The following is a 17,199-nucleotide window of genomic DNA, read 5'->3' as shown; positions in this document are numbered from 1 at the left end:
GGCGCCGATGTCAGACTCGGCATCGCGTCGAAAGGCGTTGGTGCGCGCGAGGCCGCCACGGTTCCCCTGCAAAGGGCTCCCCGATGATATTCCCATCAGGCAAGACGTGGGGTCATGCTCTGTAAATGCTTAATCCCAAAGTGGAATCCACTAGAATTCTCAAAAAGCATCGAGTGTTGCGCAAGAAATTTTCCGAATATTGCGGTGCGTGCGCGGGAATCATCTAAGCATATAACCAGAAATCACTTGGATGACGCAGTACCAAGCGGTAACATCGCGACCTTTGGCGACGGCTGGCCTCGGGGCTGCGTCGCTCCTACTGACGCATCTTTCCATTCCGTTTCATGTCCGTCGACGTTTCCCTGTCTCCTGCCGCGTCTGCGTACGCGGGCTCCGCGGCATCGGCCGCGTCCGCCGGCTCCGCCGTCATCCGCTCGGCGGCCGACGTTGCCCGACTCGTCAACGAGGGCGGCGCCCGCGTGTCCAATGCCCGATGGATCGTGGCCATCGCCCTGGGCGGTGTGTTCCTCGATGCCTATGACCTCGGCGCGCTCGCCTTTGGCCTGAAGGACGTGACGCGCGAATTCAATCTCACCCCGGCGGGTACGGGGATGGTGGCGTCCGCGATCACGTTCGGTGCGATCGTCGGGGCGTTCCTCGGCGGATTCCTGACCGACCGAATCGGCCGCTATCGGGTGTTCATGGCCGACATGCTTTGCTTCGTCATCGCCGCCATCGCCTGCGCCCTCGCCCCCAACGCGTACGTGCTCGCCGGCGCGCGTTTCGTGATGGGACTGGGCGTCGGCATCGATTTGCCGGTGGCCATGGCATTCCTCGCCGAGTTTTCCAAGCTCAAGGGGCGGGGGAACAAGGCCGCGAGGGTCGCGATGTGGTGCCCGACGTGGTACGCGGCGATCTGCGCGTCGTACCTGCTGGTGCTGCTGTGCTACTCGGCGCTGCCGTCGTCGCACAGTGCGTTGCTGTGGCGCATCATCCTGGGCTTCGGGGCAATTCCGGCGCTGGCGATCATCGCCGTGCGCAGCCGCTATATGAGTGAGTCGCCGGTATGGGCGGCAAACCAGGGCGATCTCGAAGGCGCGGCGAAAATTCTGAAGCGCTCGTATGGCATCGACGCCGTGGTGGCACCGGATGCCGAGCGCGCCGCGCCGAAGCGCCCCGCGTCGTGGAGCAACTACGGTGCCCTGCTCAAGGGGGTGTATCTGCGTCGTACCACGCTTGCGACGATCATCGCCGTGGCATCGTCGTTCGCCTATAACGCAGTGGCGTTCGGGCTGCCGGTGATCATCGCCAGCTTCCTTGCGCAATCGATGCTCACGACGATCCTGATGTCGCTCGCGCTCAATCTGCTGTTCGCGTTCACCGGCGGCCTGCTGGGCGTGCGCCTGGTGCCGAAGGTGGGAGCCTGGAAACTCACGGTGGTCGGCTACGCGTTTCAACTGACGGCGCTCGTCGGCCTCGCGCTGGTGGGCAAGCCCGCGGGGGGTGTCCAGGTGGCCTGGGCGCTCGGCTTCCTTGCGCTGTTCCTGCTGGGGCAGGGCTTCGGTCCCGGCGCGCATTCGATGACGTTCGCGTCGCTGAGCTATCCGACGTCGTTGCGTGGCGTGGGCGTCGGCTTCAACCAGACGCTCATGCGCGCCAGCTCGACGGTTTCGCTGTTCCTGTTTCCGGTGCTGGCCGCCGCGCTCTCGACGAAGGTGTTCTGGGTGATCGCCGCCGCGCCCGCGATCGGCCTGCTGGCCTTGCTGGCGATCCGGTGGGAGCCATCGAATTACGACGTCGACGCCGAGGACTTCTGACGTTCTGCGGGGTCACCGGCAGAATGACACGGCCGCCGTCATGGCGGCCGTTTTTCGTTGTGGGCCGGGCAGTGGCCCGTCCGTCGGCGATTTGCGCGCTCGCGCCGGAAAAAACGGCGCTTCGTGTGAAGCGCCGTGCCCCCTGATTGCGCCGCCGATCGGTTTGCGAGCCGGTCCGGGCTTTCCGGGTTTTCCGGCGTCAGCTCGGCCGCGAGGGCGACCCGCCCGCCAGGGCGGCGCCGCCGCCCATGATGTAGTTCTCCAGTTGGTCGATGACGAACTGCTGCTCCGACATGATGTCCTTGACCAGGTCGCCGATGGACAGCAGGCCGACCAGCTCGCCGTCCTTCATGACAGGCAGGTGACGAATGCGATGCTCCGTCATCAGGGACATGCAGTCCTCGTTCGATTGCTCGGGCGTGACGTAGCGCACGGCCGAGGTCATGACGTCGCGCACCGGCGTGTTGACCGAGGTCCGGCCCATGAGCGCGACCTTTCGGGCGTAATCGCGCTCGGTGAAGATGCCGACGACCGAGCGGTCGTCCTCGCTCACCAGCACCGCGCCGATGCGAGCTTCGGCCATCAGGGTCAACGCATCGAGTACCGAGTCGGTCGGGCGCACTTTGTACACCGTGTCGACCGATTTGGACTTCAGGATCTGAGCGACTGTTTTCATGGTCATCCTCCTGCGGGCTACGGGTACTTACAGCATAGATGAGGGCTCGCCGCGCGTCATGCCCGCGTTGTCCCCAGGCGTCTCGAGACGACGTCCCCCGTCGCGGGACGGACGGAGCGGAAACCCTCGCGCAGGGCCCGTTGTGGCACCCGCGCCGCGTGAATTGGTGCATTGCGCCACATTCGTGCAGCAAAAGCCTTCAAAATGACTCGGCGGACCATTTTTTTTCCACGGGCGACGCAGAAAGGCGTATCCTAACGGGATCGGCGAAAATTCGCCGATCATCGCCTGACGATCGCGAAATGCTTTATCGGCGCCGCTGACAGCCATGTCCTGCGAGCCGAATCACTCGCTGTGCCGATGACGCAGACCCCAAGGTCTTCGCCCTCCCGACACGCACTGCTCGTCATTGCGGCACTGCCGCAATGTGCCTTGCTCCTTCGAACCATCGCCGCGTTTCGGCGCACCGCCATCCTGTCATGGCCGGTCCGCCGGGTAGGCTCCTTTTGGCGTTCGATGTACACCCCGGCGTTTTGTGGGTGCGGCGAAGGTATTGGCGAACGAACCTTCAGTAACACCGGTGCTGCGCCATCGCGAGCGGCACCCTCAAGAGGATACGATATTGGCCAAGGAAGAACTGATCGAATTCAGCGGACACGTCTCGGACGTACTGCCGGACAATCGCTTTCGCGTCACGCTCGAGAATGGCGTGGAAGTGATGGCATATGCGAGCGGCCGCATGCAGAAGAACCGCATCCGCATCCTGGCGGGTGACCGCGTGACGCTGGAAATGTCGCCCTACGACCTGAGCAAGGGCCGCATCAACTACCGTCACAAGAATTAAGTCGGAGAAGTCTGGCTTTTGCGCGCAAGCCGTTGCCCGTCGAGGGCATAGCCGTGCCGCGCATTGAAGCGATGCGCGGCGACCCGGTGGTCGCTGCCCGTCACTTCGAATTTCAAACATCCACGCTCGTGGAACCCAGCGTGAGCGGCCGCCATCAGCGCGCGCCCGACACCCAAGCCCCGCATATCCTCAGAGTTGTTCGAACCGGTCGAAACGGCGATTGGTGTACTCGACCTCGCTCTCGAAGTCTGTCACACGCGCTCCGGGCGGCCCGTGCCGCATCCATTCGAGCATCTTGTCGACCTGATCGGGCGTGCCTTGCACCACGGCCAGGATGTCGCCCTCGGGCAAGGCCTGAACCCAGCCGCGTACCCCGATCAGATGCCCTTCGCGCACCGCTGCCTGACGGTAGCCGACGCCCGTGATCTTGCCGCGCAAACGCACGGCAACAGTTTCGAGCGGGGAGCTGGACAAAAGTGACTTCATGGCAACAGGGGCACGGATACGGAATGGCATGGGGCGGCGCCGGCTGGGCGGCAGGGAAAGGCGATTGTAGCGCCATCGCACGACATCCGGCGTGGCCGGCCCCCGCCGAGCGACGCCGCCGGTTCGCGCGCCGGAGCCCGCTTCACCCGACTTTCGGCACCAGCCGCAGACGCGTGATCTCCGACGGCGCACCGAAACGCTTGGGTGGCCCCCAATACCCTGTCCCCCGGCTCACGTAGATCGCCAGACGGCCGAGCCGATGAAGGCCGTGCACATATGGCTGCTGCAATGGGACGAAATACATCCACGGCCAGAACTGTCCGCCGTGCGTGTGCCCCGAGAGTTGCAGATCGAAGCCGGCCTCGTGCGCGGCCGGCGCACTGCGCGGCTGATGCGCGAGCAGCACGCGTGGTGCGTCTTCCGGCGCGCCGGCGACGGCGGCCAGCGGATCGCTGCGCTTTTCCGGATCGAAATGATGGGCGGTGAAGTCGGTCACGCCGGCCACGGTCAGCCATGCCCCTTCGTGATCGAGCACGACATGTTCGTTCTCCAGCACCGTAAGGCCGATGCGGCGCAGCTCCTCGACCCAGGCAGGCGCGCCGGAGTAATACTCGTGATTGCCGGTGCAGACGTAGGTGCCGTGACGCGACGTCAGCCGTGCCAGCGGCGCGATGTGCTCGCGCAGAGCCGGCACACCGCCGTCGACCAGATCGCCGGTGATGGCCACGAGATCGGGCTCGAGCGCATTCGACGCCTCGACGATCGCCTCGATGTAACTGCGGCGGATCGTCGAGCTGACGTGGATGTCGCTCAGTTGCACGATGGTGAAGCCCTTGAGCTCCGGGGGCAGGTTGGCAATCGGCACATCGATGTGGACCACGCGCGCGAGGCGTCGGGCATTGTAGAAACCCAGAATCGTGGCCACGGCCGTCAGCGCCAGCACGATCACCGCCGAGCGCACCACGAGTTGCGGATCGTGCGCCGAGAACAGCATGGCCGCGCCGAGCACGACGTCGCGCAGCAGCGTGAGTACGAAGAGTGTCGAGAAGACGCCGATGGCCGTCATGCCGGTCCAGGTCAGCAGCGTGGCGAGTGGCTCCTTCTGAATCGCGCGGCTCATCAGGCCGAGTGGAATCAGGACGGTCGAGGCCAGGAGCCACAGCCCGCCGAGGACCTTCCATGCCACGGCGACGGGCAGCGGCGGGAGCAGGCGCCAGCCGATGTAGGCATGCAACAGTGCGATGATCGCCAGCATCAGCCAGCGCGGGCGCGCGGGGAGCGTGCGTTTCGTTGGCTTGCCGTGCAGATGCGCCGCATCGGATGACGCCGGTGAGGCCTGCGAAGCTTGGGACGTTTGCGACATGGCGTTGTCTGGTCGAATTCCGGGTGACGAGGGAGTTATGCGGGCGCTTTGCCCGATCGCAAGTGCCGCGGGCGGGATCATGCCTGGGGCGCGGGGTACTTCCGTGCGTTCATGACGAGCTTTTCGGCGATCGCACGATTCAGGTCCACGCCGAGCACGGACGACAGCCGCACGAGATACATGGCGATATCCGCCAGTTCCTGTTCGACGTGGCGGGCCTCGCCGGATCGCATGACGGCGCTGGCCTCGGACTCGGTTTGCCATTGAAATATCTCGACGAGTTCCGCCACTTCGACGGACAACGCCATCGCAAGGTTCTTGGGCGTGTGATACCGATGCCAGTCGCGCGCGTCGGCGAACGCGTGCAGCGCGGCTTCCAGCCCGGCGGTGTCGATCAGGCGCTCCGGTGCATTGCCGGATGGGGCGGAGCCTGACGTGGTGGATTTCGGGGTAGCGGACATGGGGTGCAATATTCGGAGGTCGTCCGCGGCCGGTGCGGTCGCTCCCTGAACGGCGAACCAGGGCGCTGGCGGGACCGTGGGCGGGGGCGGCGACGGATTAGGATGCGCAGGCGCGACAAAATGGCGCGGGAACGAGTTATGGTAGCGCGTTGGCGCAGGATGCGCCGTGCACCGAATCGATGCTTCCCAGCCGTCCCCGACCCTCCGCGAGCCGCGTCTCTTGAACCGCAAACCTCCCACCCCCGCCGACCTTACGGCGACCGGATCGCCCGACGCCTCGATGTCGTACCCCGTGACGCTCGTGCCCTCGGGCTGGCAGTTCGACGCCCCGGCCGACACGCCGATCCTGCTCGCGGCGCTCGCTGCGGGGATCAAGCTGCCGAGCCTGTGCCGCAATGGCACGTGCCGTGCCTGCCTCTGTCAGGCGCGCACGGGCGGTGCACCCGCGCCGGTGGCGTACCGCATCGAGTGGCCGGGTCTGTCGCGCGAAGAAAAAGCGCAAGGCTGGTTGCTGCCATGCTGCGCCTACGCGCGGGGCGAGCTCGTCATTGACGCGTTCGATGCCGCACGTGTCGCGCTTTGATAAACTTGCCGCTATCCGAGGCTCGCGCCAGAGCTTCGTCACTGTTTCAGGATCAGGAAAGCCGAATGGCACAGTACGTATTCAGCATGAACCGCGTGGGCAAGATCGTGCCGCCCAAGCGTCACATCCTCAAGGACATCTCCCTGTCGTTTTTCCCCGGCGCCAAGATTGGCGTGCTGGGCCTGAACGGTTCGGGCAAATCGACGCTGCTCAAGATCATGGCCGGCGTCGACAAGGAGATCGAGGGCGAGGCGATTCCGATGGCGAACCTGAATATCGGTTACCTGCCGCAGGAGCCGCAGCTCGATCCGGAGCAGACGGTGCGCGAGGCCGTGGAAGGCGGCATGGGCGAAGTGATGCAGGCGCGCGCGAAGCTCGATGAAATCTATGCGGCCTACGCCGAACCTGACGCCGACTTCGACGCCCTGGCCGCCGAACAGGCCAAGTACGAAGCGATCCTCGCCGCGAGCGACGGCAACAACATCGAACAAACGCTGGAAGTGGCCGCCGACGCGCTGCGCCTGCCGGCTTGGGACGCCAAGATCGGCGTGCTCTCCGGGGGCGAGAAGCGTCGTGTCGCGCTGGCGCGCTTGCTGCTCTCGAAGCCGGACATGCTGCTGCTCGACGAGCCGACCAACCACCTCGACGCCGAATCCGTCGATTGGCTCGAACAGTTCCTCACGCGCTTCCCGGGCACCGTGGTGGCCGTGACCCACGATCGTTACTTCCTCGACAACGCCGCCGAGTGGATTCTCGAACTCGACCGCGGTCACGGCATTCCCTGGAAGGGCAACTATAGCTCGTGGCTCGATCAGAAGGAGCAGCGCCTGAAGCAGGAAGAGGCGAGCGAGTCGGCCCGTCAGAAGGCGCTCAAGAAGGAACTCGAGTGGGTGCGCCAGAACCCGAAGGGCCGCCAGGCGAAGTCGAAGGCGCGTCTTGCCCGTTTCGACGAGCTGAACAGCCAGGAATACCAGAAGCGCAACGAAACCCAGGAAATCTTCATTCCGGTGGGGGAGCGCCTGGGCAACGAAGTCATCGAATTCAAGAATGTGTCGAAGGCTTTCGGCGACCGTTTGCTGATCGACGACCTGAGCTTCACGGTGCCGCCGGGCGCCATCGTCGGGATCATCGGCCCGAACGGCGCCGGGAAGTCGACGTTCTTCAAAATGCTCACGGGCCGCGAACAGCCGGACAGCGGTGAGATCAAGGTTGGCCCGACCGTGAAGATGGCCTACGTCGACCAGAGCCGCGATGCGCTCGATGGCACCAAGACGGTGTTCGAAGAGATATCGGGCGGTGCGGACGTGCTGACGGTAGGCAAGTACGAAACGCCTTCGCGCGCGTACATCGGCCGCTTCAACTTCAAGGGCTCGGACCAGCAGAAGCAGGTCGGCTCGCTCTCGGGCGGCGAGCGCGGCCGTCTGCATATGGCCAAGACGCTGATCTCCGGCGGCAATGTGCTGCTGCTCGATGAACCGTCGAACGATCTGGACGTCGAAACCCTGCGGGCACTCGAGGATGCGCTGCTCGAGTTCGCCGGCTGCGTGATGGTCATCTCGCACGATCGCTGGTTCCTCGATCGTATCGCCACGCACATTCTGGCCTTCGAAGGCGACTCGCATGTCGAGTTCTTCCCGGGCAACTACCAGGAGTACGAGGCCGACAAGAAGAAGCGCCTCGGCGAGGAGGCGGCAAAGCCGAAGCGTATCCGCTACAAGCCGATCGCGCGGTAATGCAGGAAAAGGCGCCGCAAGGCGCCTTTTCTGTTTCAGCGGCGCCCGGTAACGTCCAGGCGGATGCAGGGAATACGCCGGCGCCGAAACCCGTGTTCGACGAGCCGTGCCGATGCAGGCCACAATCGCATCGCATGACCCGCCATCTTGACGAATCAGGAGTGTGCAAATGAGCCAGCCAGTGAATCAGTTGAATGGAAAGGTCGCCGTGGTCACCGGTGCCGCGAGCGGCATCGGCAAGGAAATCGCCCTCACGCTCGCGCGTGCCGGTGCGGCAGTGGCGATCGCCGATCTGAACCAGCAGGGCGCCGACGCCGTGGCCGAAGAGATCAAGGCCGCAGGCGGACGCGCGATGGGCGTGGCGATGGACGTGACGAACGAAGACGCCGTGAACAGTGGCATCGACAAGGTGGCGGACACCTTCGGTTCGGTCGACATCCTGATTTCGAACGCCGGCATCCAGATCGTCAACCCCATCGAGAACTATGCGTTCTCCGACTGGAAGAAAATGCAGGCCATCCACGTCGATGGTGCGTTTCTCACCACCAAGGCGGCGCTCAAGCACATGTACAAGGACGACCGGGGCGGCATCGTCATCTACATGGGTTCGGTGCACTCGCACGAGGCGTCGCCGCTGAAGTCCGCCTACGTGGCGGCCAAGCACGCCCTGCTCGGCCTGGCGCGCGTGCTGGCCAAGGAAGGGGCGAAGCACAATGTGCGCTCGCACGTCATCTGTCCGGGCTTCGTGCGCACCCCGCTCGTCGACAAGCAGATTCCCGAGCAGGCCAAGGAACTGGGCATCTCGGAAGACGAGGTCGTCAAGAAGGTCATGCTCGGCGGCACCGTCGACGGCGTGTTCACCACGGTGGACGACGTCGCACAAACCGCGCTCTTTCTCAGCACGTTCCCGACGGCCGCATTTACCGGCCAGTCGTTCGTGGTAAGCCACGGCTGGTTCATGCAGTAAGCGCGTCGCGCGCCTACCACGCGCCGGCGCGTGGTAGGCACCCGGCCGGTCCCCGACCGGCACCTCGTCCGCACCGCCGGCATCGTCGGGCATTTGCCGGGCATTGCCGGGCTTCAGGAGAACGAACATGACGGCCAATCCGCCGAAAGTCCCCAACCGCGCCATCGATCTGCCGCCGTACGAGACAGTTGCGCTCGTGCTGCAGGGCGGCGGCGCGCTCGGGGCATATCAGGCGGGGGTGTACGCGGGGCTGTCCGAAGCGGGCATCGCACCGAACTGGATCGCGGGCATTTCCATTGGCGCACTCAATACCGCGGTCATTGCGGGCAATGCGCCCGAGCGGCGCGTGGCGCAGCTCGAAGCCTTCTGGCGAACGATTTGCGAGCCGGGGGTGTTCCCGCCGCTGCCCGCGCCGCTCGAGGCCGCCATCCTCAATGGCCCCGAGTCCGGGCGCATCGCCTACAGCGCCTGGCAGGCGTGGCGTGCGCTGATCGAAGGCCAGAAGGGATTCTTCACGCCGCGTTGGCCGCAACCGCTGCCCACCGCCATGGGCGACCCGGCCCATGCGAGTTACTACGATACGTCCGCGCTACGCAGCACCCTGGAGCGTTTCGTCGACTTCGACCGGATCAATTCGCGAGAGATTCGCGTGTCGGTGGGCGCCGTCAACGTCCATACGGGCAACTTCGTCTATTTCGACAACACGCGGGAAGTGCTGCGGCCGGAGCACTTCATGGCGTCCGGCGCGCTGCCGCCCGGCTTCCCGGCGGTGGAGATCGACGGTCAGTATTTCTGGGACGGCGGTCTGGTCTCGAACACGCCGCTGTCCGAAGTGCTCGGCACGTCGCCGCGTTGCGATACGCTCGCGTTCCAGGTCGATTTGTGGAGCGCCCGGGGACCGCTCCCCGACAATCTGAACGATGTGGCGGACCGGCAGAAGGACATCCAGTTCTCGAGCAGGACGCGTCTGGTGACCGACAATCTGCAGCGTGCGCAACATTTTCGGCGTGTGCTGCGCGAGGTGCTCGAGCGCGTGCCTGCCGAGGTACGGGCAAGCGATCCGTGGTGCCACGCGGCCGAGGAGATCGCGTGCAGCAAGCGTTACAACGTGGTGCAGCTCATTTATCGCAACAAGGAGTACGAGGGGCACTACAAGGACTATCAGTTCGGCCTGGCCACCATGCTCGACCACTGGGCGAGCGGGCTCGACGATGTGCGCCGCACGCTCTCGCATCCGGAGTGGCTGGCCATGCCCGGCGAGTCGACCGGCTTCGTCACGCACGACATCCATCGCCACGAAGTGGTCTGACGCGGCCGCGTCACGTTTCGGCCATCGGCCGCCCTCATTCGATTCCCCGACATACCACCCCTGCGGCGTGCCCCCCGACACGCCGCAGGGCCCTGCGACCGGCGCTCGCGAATCGCCGGCACTTCAATGAACCGTCTCCTCACTGCGCCAACGCAGCCTCCAGTCGCAGCTTCAGCGGTTGCAGGTCGAGGAGCATGGCCGTGCGCGCCGAGCCGTCGGCGGCGGGCAGCTCCACGGCTTCGCGCATGTCGTTGCGCATCTCGTTCGTCGCGCGCCCGAGCAGCAAGGCAGGGACGGGCAACTTGTCGGCTTCATCGAGTGTGACGATGTTCTCGATGGCGTCGACGAGCAGCCCGAACTTGTCGTGGCCATGTTCGATGACGAGGATCTTGCGCGTGTGCGCGTCGTCGTGCGGCGGCATGCCGTAGAGCGCGCGCAGGTCAACGATGGTGATGAGTTCGCGGCGCAGGTTGAGCATGCCGCGCACGAACGACGGCGCGCCGGGCGCGGGCATGACATCGGGCGAGTCGTGGATGATCTCGCGCAACTGGTCGAGGCGCACCGCAAGCATGTGCTGGAGTCGAAACGACACATAGGCGTGCCGCGAGCCGCGCGACGACTTCGCAGTCCGCCATGCCCCGTCGCCTGGCCGGGCGCACTGCGCGCCTTGCGCTTCACGGTACAGCTCGCGATGGCCGCGCGTGAGCTCGATCACCTGCGCATGCGTGAACAGTTCGTCGGCGTTGAGCAGCACGATGTCGTCGGCCGACTCGCGGGCGATGCAGCCCGAAAAGAGCTGGGCGTGCGAGGCGCTGAACGAGGGCATCGCGAGCAGTTCGTCGGCGTAGTATGTGACGATGCTGTCCACCGCATCCACGAGCAGGCCGAAATGCACGTCCTCCTGCTTGACGATCAGAATGCGACGCGGGTCGGACGGCGTGCCTACGTTCCGGGCGTCCGGGCGGCTGGCCTGCAACCCGAGGAAGTGGGCAAAGTCGACGACCGGAACGACGGTGCCGCGCAGATTGAGCATGCCCACGCAGAACACGCTCGCCAGCGCGGAGTTTTGCAGCTCCGGGATGCGGATGATCTCGCGAATGGCGCTCATCGGCAGGGCGAGGCGCGAGTGCTCGACCGTGAAGGACACGCATTGCAGCCGCTGACGTTGCAGCCGACGCTGAGGCGCCGAGAGCGCCTGGCGGGCGAGCAGCTGCGGCATGTTGCGGATGTGCACGAGCGCACCTGGCGAGAGAATCTGCAGGATGCGGTCGCCGCCGTCGAGCTTGATCGCACCGGCGACGACCTGAGGTGCCGTGTGCGACGGCGCGTACTCGAAACCGGTGCGCTGTGAGGCGCGCACACGCAGGATCTCGCTCGTCGCGTCGAACAACAGGCCCACGCGCACGCCGTCGACGTCGACGATCGCGATCTTGCCGTGCACGGCCCGCACTGCGGGCAACGGCTGTAGCTCATGCGACGCATGCGCTGCGTGCGCCTGCGGTTCGGCGCCGGGCGCGCAAGGGGCCATGTCCAGCAACGGCTTGAGATCGACGATGGGAATCAGCGTACCGCGCAAATTGAAAAGCCCGAGCAGGAACGATGGCGAGAGCGGTACCGGGGTGACACGCTCGGGGTAGTTCACCACCTCCTGTAGAGCGGCGATCGGGAGCGCGAATTCCACATCGCCCAAATGGAACGAGCCGAAGACTTCGACGTCGTCGGATGTTGCCTTGCGCGATGCCGGCGTTTCGATGGGGGGCGCGGTGGGAGCGATGGAGGCGGCCGAGTCGATGCTCATGTGCGGCGCGGCGGGCGTCACCGGTGCCTCGGCGGCGATGCCTGGGCGAGGCGCACCGCGGTAAGCGCCATAGCCTTCGTAAAGCGAGACGGCGGGCGGCACGGTCGAGGGCAGAACCGACGGGCCGGTCACGGCGTCGCGAGACAGAAACGGAAATCCCGGTGTGCGTGCGTTCATGGTTCGCCTTCCACGAGTCGGAGCGCCGGGCGTCGGGGCACCGCCGCGCTGCCGTTCGAGCCGATCGCGCGCACGTGAAAGGCATGATGCGCGCAATCGATCGTCAGTTGCCGCCCCACTTCGCCACCGACTTCGACATGAATGATGGGGATGCCCGTTGCGGCGATCAGCGTCTGTGCCATCCTGGCGTTGGCCACGCCGATCAGGCCGTGCCTGGCGGGCGGCTGGTGAGGCATCATGTTGCCGCCCCCGGCGATCACGGCTTCGATCTCGCTGCGGCGCGCGCCGTCGGCCTTCATCAGCGCAAGCAACGACGGGACGGCTTGCGTGACGTACTTGGCGCCGATCGCGAGCGTGGGCGTCGGTGCTTCCGGCAGGAGGCAGTGCGCCAGACCGTACAGGCCTCGCGCGCGCCATAGCAGACCGATGCCGACACACGAGCCAAGGATGGCGCGCAGCACATCTTCGCCACGCCCGATACGCACCTCGCCCATCAACACCTGAATATCATGCGACGACCCCATTCGGCGCCCCCTGATTCCGGTAAATGAGCGGTTGTTCGAACTGATAGCCGGTCGACAACCGCGCGAGCGACTCCGACTCTCCGACGACCAGCACGCCTTCAGGGGCAATGGTTCGTCGCACGTTCTCGAGAACGCGCTCCTGATCGCTCGTCTCGAAATAGATCAGCACGTTGCGCAGCATCACGAGATCGAACGGTTCGCGATACGTCAGCCGTTGATACAGATTGTGTTCGGCGAACGTGACGTGCGAGCGCAATTCGGGCGCGATCGCGAACCCGCCCTCGACCGGGCGGAAGTACTTCGCGAGCATCGCCGGACGCTGTTGGCGCAGCGCATCGATGCTGCGCCCGCCGTAGGTGCCCGCCGTGGCCACGGCCAGGACCTGACTGGAAATGTCGGTCGCATGGATCTGGTACTGAAAGCCGGGGTGACGCGCACGGAATTCCTCGCAGAGCATGGCCGCCGAATAAGCTTCTTCGCCGGACGACGCGGCGGCCGACCACATGCGCAAGGTCCGTCCCGGGTGTGCCGCCTGCCAGCGCGGCAGGAAGTGCTGGGCGACATAGTCCCAGACGCGCGGCGTGCGAAAGAACGTGGTCTCGTTGGTCGTGACCAGATTCACGAAATTGCGCACTTCGTCGGGTGTGTTTTCCAGCAGCGCGAGATAGTCTCGATAGCAGCGCAGCGAGAGCATGCGCAGGCGGGGGCGCAGCCGGCCCTGCAACATCGTCCACTTCTTCTCGTTCATCGAGATGCCGGTGTGCCGGTGCACGGCGCGCAAAAGCGCCTGCTGCGTACCGGGATCGGCGTCGGCTTCGATTTCCATATCGGGCCCTCTGGGTGGACGTGAGATCCGGCGCGCTTCGCAAGCCCGCGCCGTGGTGATGCAGGTCGCGGCACGGCGTATACCGTTTGGCGGCCGAATGGCGCTTGACGCTTACACCTTGAACCGCGACACCGTCCGGTCCAGCTCCTGCGCGCCCTGATTGAGGCCTGTCGTCGCTTGCGCGATGGTCTCGCAGGCGGCGGCGGACTTCTCCGTTTCCTCGGCGACGTGCTGAATCGCGAGGCTGACTTCGCGCGCGGCCACGAGCTGTTCGTCGGCCGCGCAGGAAATCTCGGAGATCGCCTGCGTGGTGCGGGACACGCCACCGACGATCTTCTCGAACGCTTCGCCCGCCTGGCGCGACACCTCGCTGCCCTGGGCCACTCGCTTGGTGGACTCGTTGATCAGCTTGGAAATCTCCTTGGTCGCCTGCGAAGAGCGCTCAGCGAGCTTGCGGACCTCGTCGGCCACCACCGAGAAGCCCAGGCCGTGTTCGCCCGCGCGGGCCGCCTCGATGGCGGCATTGAACGCGAGCAGATTGGTCTGCCCGGCGATCTCGCCGATGACCTTCACGATCTCGCCGATGTCCTCGGAGGACTTGTTGATCAGCGCCATCGCCTCGACGGAGCGGGCGATGGCGCGCGCGCCGGTCTCGGCTTCCTGCTGCGTGGACTTGGCGAGCTGATCGGCGCCCTTGGTGTTGTCGGCGATCGAGTTGATCGACGCCGTGAGTTCCTCGATCGATGCATTCATCTCCTCGACCGTCGCGCCGAGTGCCTGAGCCCCGGTCGCCACTGTGTTGGCGCGCTCGGCGATGTCGTGCGACGCCCCGGAGAATTCGCCCGCCGAATTGACGACCTTGCCGATCACGCCGCGCAGGTCGTCCATCATGTGCCGGATGCCCTCGGCCAACTGATCGATAGGGTCGGCGCCCGCGACGGCGATTTCGCCCGTCAGGTCGCCGGCGGCCGCACGATTGACCGTGTCGAGCAGCTGTGCGACCTTTCGCTGATCTTCTTCCGCGCGCCGCTTCACACTGGCTTCGAGTTCGACCTGCTGGGTGATGTCGGTGGCGAACTTCACCACCTTGTAGGGGCGGCCGTTCGCATCGAGGATTGGGTTGTAGGTCGCCTGAATCCAGACTTCGCGAGCGCCGCGCCCGAGCCGCTTGTAGCGCCCCGCATCGAACTCCCCGCGATTGAGCTTCGCCCAGAATTCCTGGTATGCGGGTGAGGCGGCGTAATCCGATTCGCAGAACATGCGATGGTGCTGGCCGCGAATGTCCTCGAGCGAGTAGCCGAGCGTTTTCAGAAAGTTGTCGTTGGCCGTGATGACCGTGCCGTCGAGATTGAATTCGATCACGGCCTGCGCGAGGTCCATGGCCCTGACCTTGCTCTCGAATTCCGCCTGACGGCCTCGCTCGTCGGTAATGTCGGTCGCGAACTTGATCACCTTATAGGGCGTGCCGTTGGCATCGAGCACCGGATTGTACGAGGCGCGAATCCACACCTCGCGCCCGCCCTTGCCGATGCGCTTGTACTCGCCGCTGTCGAACTCGCCGTTGCCGAGCTTGGCCCAGAACGCCTGATAGGCGGGCGATCCCGCGTAGGCCGGCTCGCAGAACATGCGGTGATGCTGCCCCTGGATCTCGTCGAGCCGGTAGCCCACGGTCTGGAGAAAATTCTCGTTGGCATGCAGGATGTGGCCCTGCAGGTCGAATTCGATGACGGCCTGTACGCGATTGAGCGCCGCGCTGACGGCCTGCAGTTCCTGCTGCTCCATCTGGAATTCAGGCGTGGCGATTTCCATGACTATCCCCCTTGATACGCTTGCCCCGGCGCGTGTCGTGCGACCGTCACGAAAGAAAATCTGCGCACACCGGCCCCCGAAGCGCAGTCCTCTATAGACGCGATTACGACAGCGCGAAAGTCAACTTGAGATCAGTGCGTACCCGAATGTTGTCTTTCGCCTGAGTGCCAATAAGACCGTGAAAGCCGCGTGCATCAAGGCTTTAAAGATAAATGAACCACGCGTGAAGTCGACGCTGTTATAGCGTCGATACATTTCAAACACTCAAATGAAATGAATACTGCACGCGAATTGTGCAGGAATTGGTCGCGACCCGATGTCGGAATTCACCTCGACATGGAATCGGAAGCGAGGAGAAAAAGTCCTCCTCCCGCGTTTGCAACGGGAGGAGGCGGATACGCAAAGTCGCCCGCTTCGGGGCAATTGAAAGGGCGACGTCGGTGACCACGCAAGCTGCGTGCCAGATGCGCGAACGTTGCCAACCCTCGTCGTTGCTGGACTCGCCGGCAATACGAGCGCGCACGTTACGGCCACGGACGCGCGACGTTACGTAACAAAGTGCGACACATGCCTCATTTGGCAACCTTCGCTTACACGGCTTACAGACGCGTGATGGGCTTCGCGCAGGGGCGGCGATATAAAGAAAGCGAACGAATTCACGTTCCCGATTCGCGTCCTCTCAGGAGTCAGATCATGAAACTGCTTGTCGCCGCCTTGCTCGCCACCACGCTCGCCGGTTGCGTCGTCGTTCCCGCGCGCCCTTATTACGGGGGATATTACGGACATCCGTGCTGTTATCGCTATTGATTGGGGATACGAGTGCGCAGTGAAATCGCCGGCGTTGAATGACGACAAATGCGGGCCGCTGATGAATGGCGCGCGAGTTATGAAAAAAGCCCCGCGGGTTTTGCACCCTGCGGGGCTTTTTTTCGGCTCGGGCTCAGCGGCGATGATCCCAGCCGCGTCCGTGTCCGTAACCGTAACGGTCCCAGCCGCCGTGGTGACGCCAATGTCCCGGGGGCGGGCCACGCCAGTAACGCGGCGGCGGGCCGTAGTAGACCGGCGGGGGCGGGGCCACCATCATCGGCGCCGGTGCGGCATAGACGGGCGGCGGTGCGTAGACCGGACCCGGTGCGATGATCGCCGGGCCGGGAATGCCGATATTGACCGAGACGTCGGTGCGCGCGAAGGCACTGCCCGAGATGAGCGTCGCGGCCATTCCCGAGGCAGCTGCCGTCATGATCCAAAATTTGCCTTGCATCTGATCTCCTTGTCATCCGCGCCTGTCGGCGGGCATCGCTGTGATGCCTGTCGAAGCGCGATCCATGCGCATGATTTTACGGATCGCGTGTGCTCACCGGTGCTACGGTCGCACTACAGATGTAACAAGGCGTAAGAAAGCGCCGGACCTGCGTCGCCAGAGCGGCGAGCGAGGCGTGGCACCTCAACGATTCGGCCAACGAATCGGTTGCCCCGGGCGTCGGCGGGGACGCCATCGAGCGTGCGCCGAGCGCCGACGTCAGCGCCGGTCGTGGTCGCGCGGCGCGAGAAAATTCGCGGGGCGTCGCCCGCGGCGCGCCGTCGTCGCGAAGTACGACGGTCGGCGCAGGTCCTGCGTATCGTGTGGCGAGCGCCAGTAAGGGGTGCGCGGTGTGCCGAGCAGATCGCCCGGCCGGTGTGGCGATAGCGGGGGCACCGAGGCGGGCCACGCGATCTGGCGCCAACGGGCGCCCGCAGGCACCACGAGGACAAGCATGACGAATACCAGCGTTACGACGGCGTAGACGGCGAGGGGCGAGAGGGCGGTCTCCATGACAAACTCCGGT

17 protein-coding genes are annotated in these 17,199 nt (G+C 65.0%); 6 read left to right on the top strand and 11 right to left on the bottom strand.

Annotated features, from left to right (window positions below; all coding sequences use genetic code 11):
• The first annotated feature begins 344 nt into the window (after positions 1-344).
• Entirely contained in the window at positions 345-1,817 is a 1,473-nt protein-coding gene (locus PMO31116_RS19720; protein ID WP_150568170.1) for an MFS transporter, read from the top strand.
• 199 nt (positions 1,818-2,016) lie between these two features.
• Here the strand turns inward: PMO31116_RS19720 and PMO31116_RS19715 are convergent, their stop codons facing one another.
• Positions 2,017-2,493: a CBS domain-containing protein gene (locus tag PMO31116_RS19715; RefSeq protein ID WP_023593983.1), complete on the bottom strand. Its 477-nt coding sequence runs from the start codon at positions 2,491-2,493 to the stop codon at positions 2,017-2,019.
• Positions 2,494-3,115: 622 nt separating this feature from the next.
• Between PMO31116_RS19715 and infA the strand changes: the two genes are divergently transcribed.
• Positions 3,116-3,337 (top strand): translation initiation factor IF-1, encoded by a 222-nt coding sequence (gene infA, locus PMO31116_RS19710; protein ID WP_010808709.1) that lies wholly within the window; start codon positions 3,116-3,118, stop codon positions 3,335-3,337.
• Here the strand turns inward: infA and PMO31116_RS24380 are convergent.
• From PMO31116_RS24380 to PMO31116_RS19695, 4 genes are all read right to left on the bottom strand, one after another.
• Positions 3,334-3,522, bottom strand: a complete 189-nt coding sequence (locus PMO31116_RS24380) for a GNAT family N-acetyltransferase (protein ID WP_343038633.1) — start codon at positions 3,520-3,522, stop codon at positions 3,334-3,336. The two genes, infA and PMO31116_RS24380, sit on opposite strands and share 4 nt — an antisense overlap.
• Before the next feature lie 4 nt (positions 3,523-3,526).
• A complete protein-coding gene (locus PMO31116_RS19705; RefSeq protein ID WP_174971502.1) occupies positions 3,527-3,811 on the bottom strand; it encodes an acylphosphatase in 285 nt (94 codons plus the stop codon).
• A gap of 154 nt (positions 3,812-3,965) precedes the next feature.
• Positions 3,966-5,078, bottom strand: a complete 1,113-nt coding sequence (locus PMO31116_RS19700; RefSeq protein ID WP_150568202.1) for a metallophosphoesterase — start codon at positions 5,076-5,078, stop codon at positions 3,966-3,968.
• A 185-nt stretch (positions 5,079-5,263) separates the two neighbouring features.
• Positions 5,264-5,647 (bottom strand): nucleotide pyrophosphohydrolase, encoded by a 384-nt coding sequence (locus PMO31116_RS19695; RefSeq protein WP_150568168.1) that lies wholly within the window; start codon positions 5,645-5,647, stop codon positions 5,264-5,266.
• A 280-nt stretch (positions 5,648-5,927) separates the two neighbouring features.
• Here PMO31116_RS19695 and PMO31116_RS19690 point away from each other — a divergent pair, with 280 nt between their 5' ends.
• From PMO31116_RS19690 to PMO31116_RS19675, 4 genes are all read left to right on the top strand, one after another.
• The gene (locus PMO31116_RS19690) at positions 5,928-6,230 is read left to right on the top strand and encodes a 2Fe-2S iron-sulfur cluster-binding protein (protein ID WP_150568201.1); all 303 of its coding nucleotides are present in this window, start codon (positions 5,928-5,930) and stop codon (positions 6,228-6,230) included.
• Between the two features lie 65 nt (positions 6,231-6,295).
• Entirely contained in the window at positions 6,296-7,963 is a 1,668-nt protein-coding gene (gene ettA / locus PMO31116_RS19685) for an energy-dependent translational throttle protein EttA (protein WP_150568167.1), read from the top strand.
• 181 nt (positions 7,964-8,144) lie between these two features.
• Positions 8,145-8,930, top strand: a complete 786-nt coding sequence (locus PMO31116_RS19680; protein ID WP_174234935.1) for a 3-hydroxybutyrate dehydrogenase — start codon at positions 8,145-8,147, stop codon at positions 8,928-8,930.
• 127 nt (positions 8,931-9,057) lie between these two features.
• Positions 9,058-10,239, top strand: coding sequence for a DUF3734 domain-containing protein (locus PMO31116_RS19675; RefSeq protein WP_150568166.1), 1,182 nt, complete (start codon positions 9,058-9,060; stop codon positions 10,237-10,239).
• A gap of 139 nt (positions 10,240-10,378) precedes the next feature.
• Here PMO31116_RS19675 and PMO31116_RS19670 read toward each other — a convergent pair whose 3' ends face one another.
• The 6 genes from PMO31116_RS19670 to PMO31116_RS19645 form a co-directional block, all read right to left on the bottom strand.
• Entirely contained in the window at positions 10,379-12,214 is a 1,836-nt protein-coding gene (locus PMO31116_RS19670; protein WP_150568165.1) for a chemotaxis protein CheW, read from the bottom strand.
• Positions 12,211-12,738 carry a chemotaxis protein CheD gene (locus tag PMO31116_RS19665; protein ID WP_150568164.1) on the bottom strand — a complete coding sequence of 176 codons (528 nt, stop codon included), beginning with the start codon at positions 12,736-12,738 and terminating at the stop codon, positions 12,211-12,213. Before PMO31116_RS19665 ends, PMO31116_RS19670 begins: the two co-directional genes overlap by 4 nt.
• The gene (locus PMO31116_RS19660; RefSeq protein WP_150568163.1) at positions 12,722-13,564 is read right to left on the bottom strand and encodes a CheR family methyltransferase; all 843 of its coding nucleotides are present in this window, start codon (positions 13,562-13,564) and stop codon (positions 12,722-12,724) included. Before PMO31116_RS19660 ends, PMO31116_RS19665 begins: the two co-directional genes overlap by 17 nt.
• 111 nt (positions 13,565-13,675) lie before the next feature.
• A complete protein-coding gene (locus PMO31116_RS19655; protein ID WP_150568162.1) occupies positions 13,676-15,373 on the bottom strand; it encodes a methyl-accepting chemotaxis protein in 1,698 nt (565 codons plus the stop codon).
• A gap of 940 nt (positions 15,374-16,313) precedes the next feature.
• Entirely contained in the window at positions 16,314-16,634 is a 321-nt protein-coding gene (locus PMO31116_RS19650; RefSeq protein WP_150568161.1) for a hypothetical protein, read from the bottom strand.
• Between the two features lie 258 nt (positions 16,635-16,892).
• Positions 16,893-17,186, bottom strand: coding sequence for a hypothetical protein (locus PMO31116_RS19645; protein ID WP_150568160.1), 294 nt, complete (start codon positions 17,184-17,186; stop codon positions 16,893-16,895).
• Between the last annotated feature and the right edge of the window lie 13 nt (positions 17,187-17,199).

Origin of the sequence: Pandoraea morbifera, assembly GCF_902459575.1 — a bacterium.
In the GTDB taxonomy this organism is placed as follows: domain Bacteria; phylum Pseudomonadota; class Gammaproteobacteria; order Burkholderiales; family Burkholderiaceae; genus Pandoraea; species Pandoraea morbifera.
The sequence above is the reverse complement of the archived record's forward strand: the minus strand, read 5'-3'. Positions and strand labels throughout refer to the sequence as shown.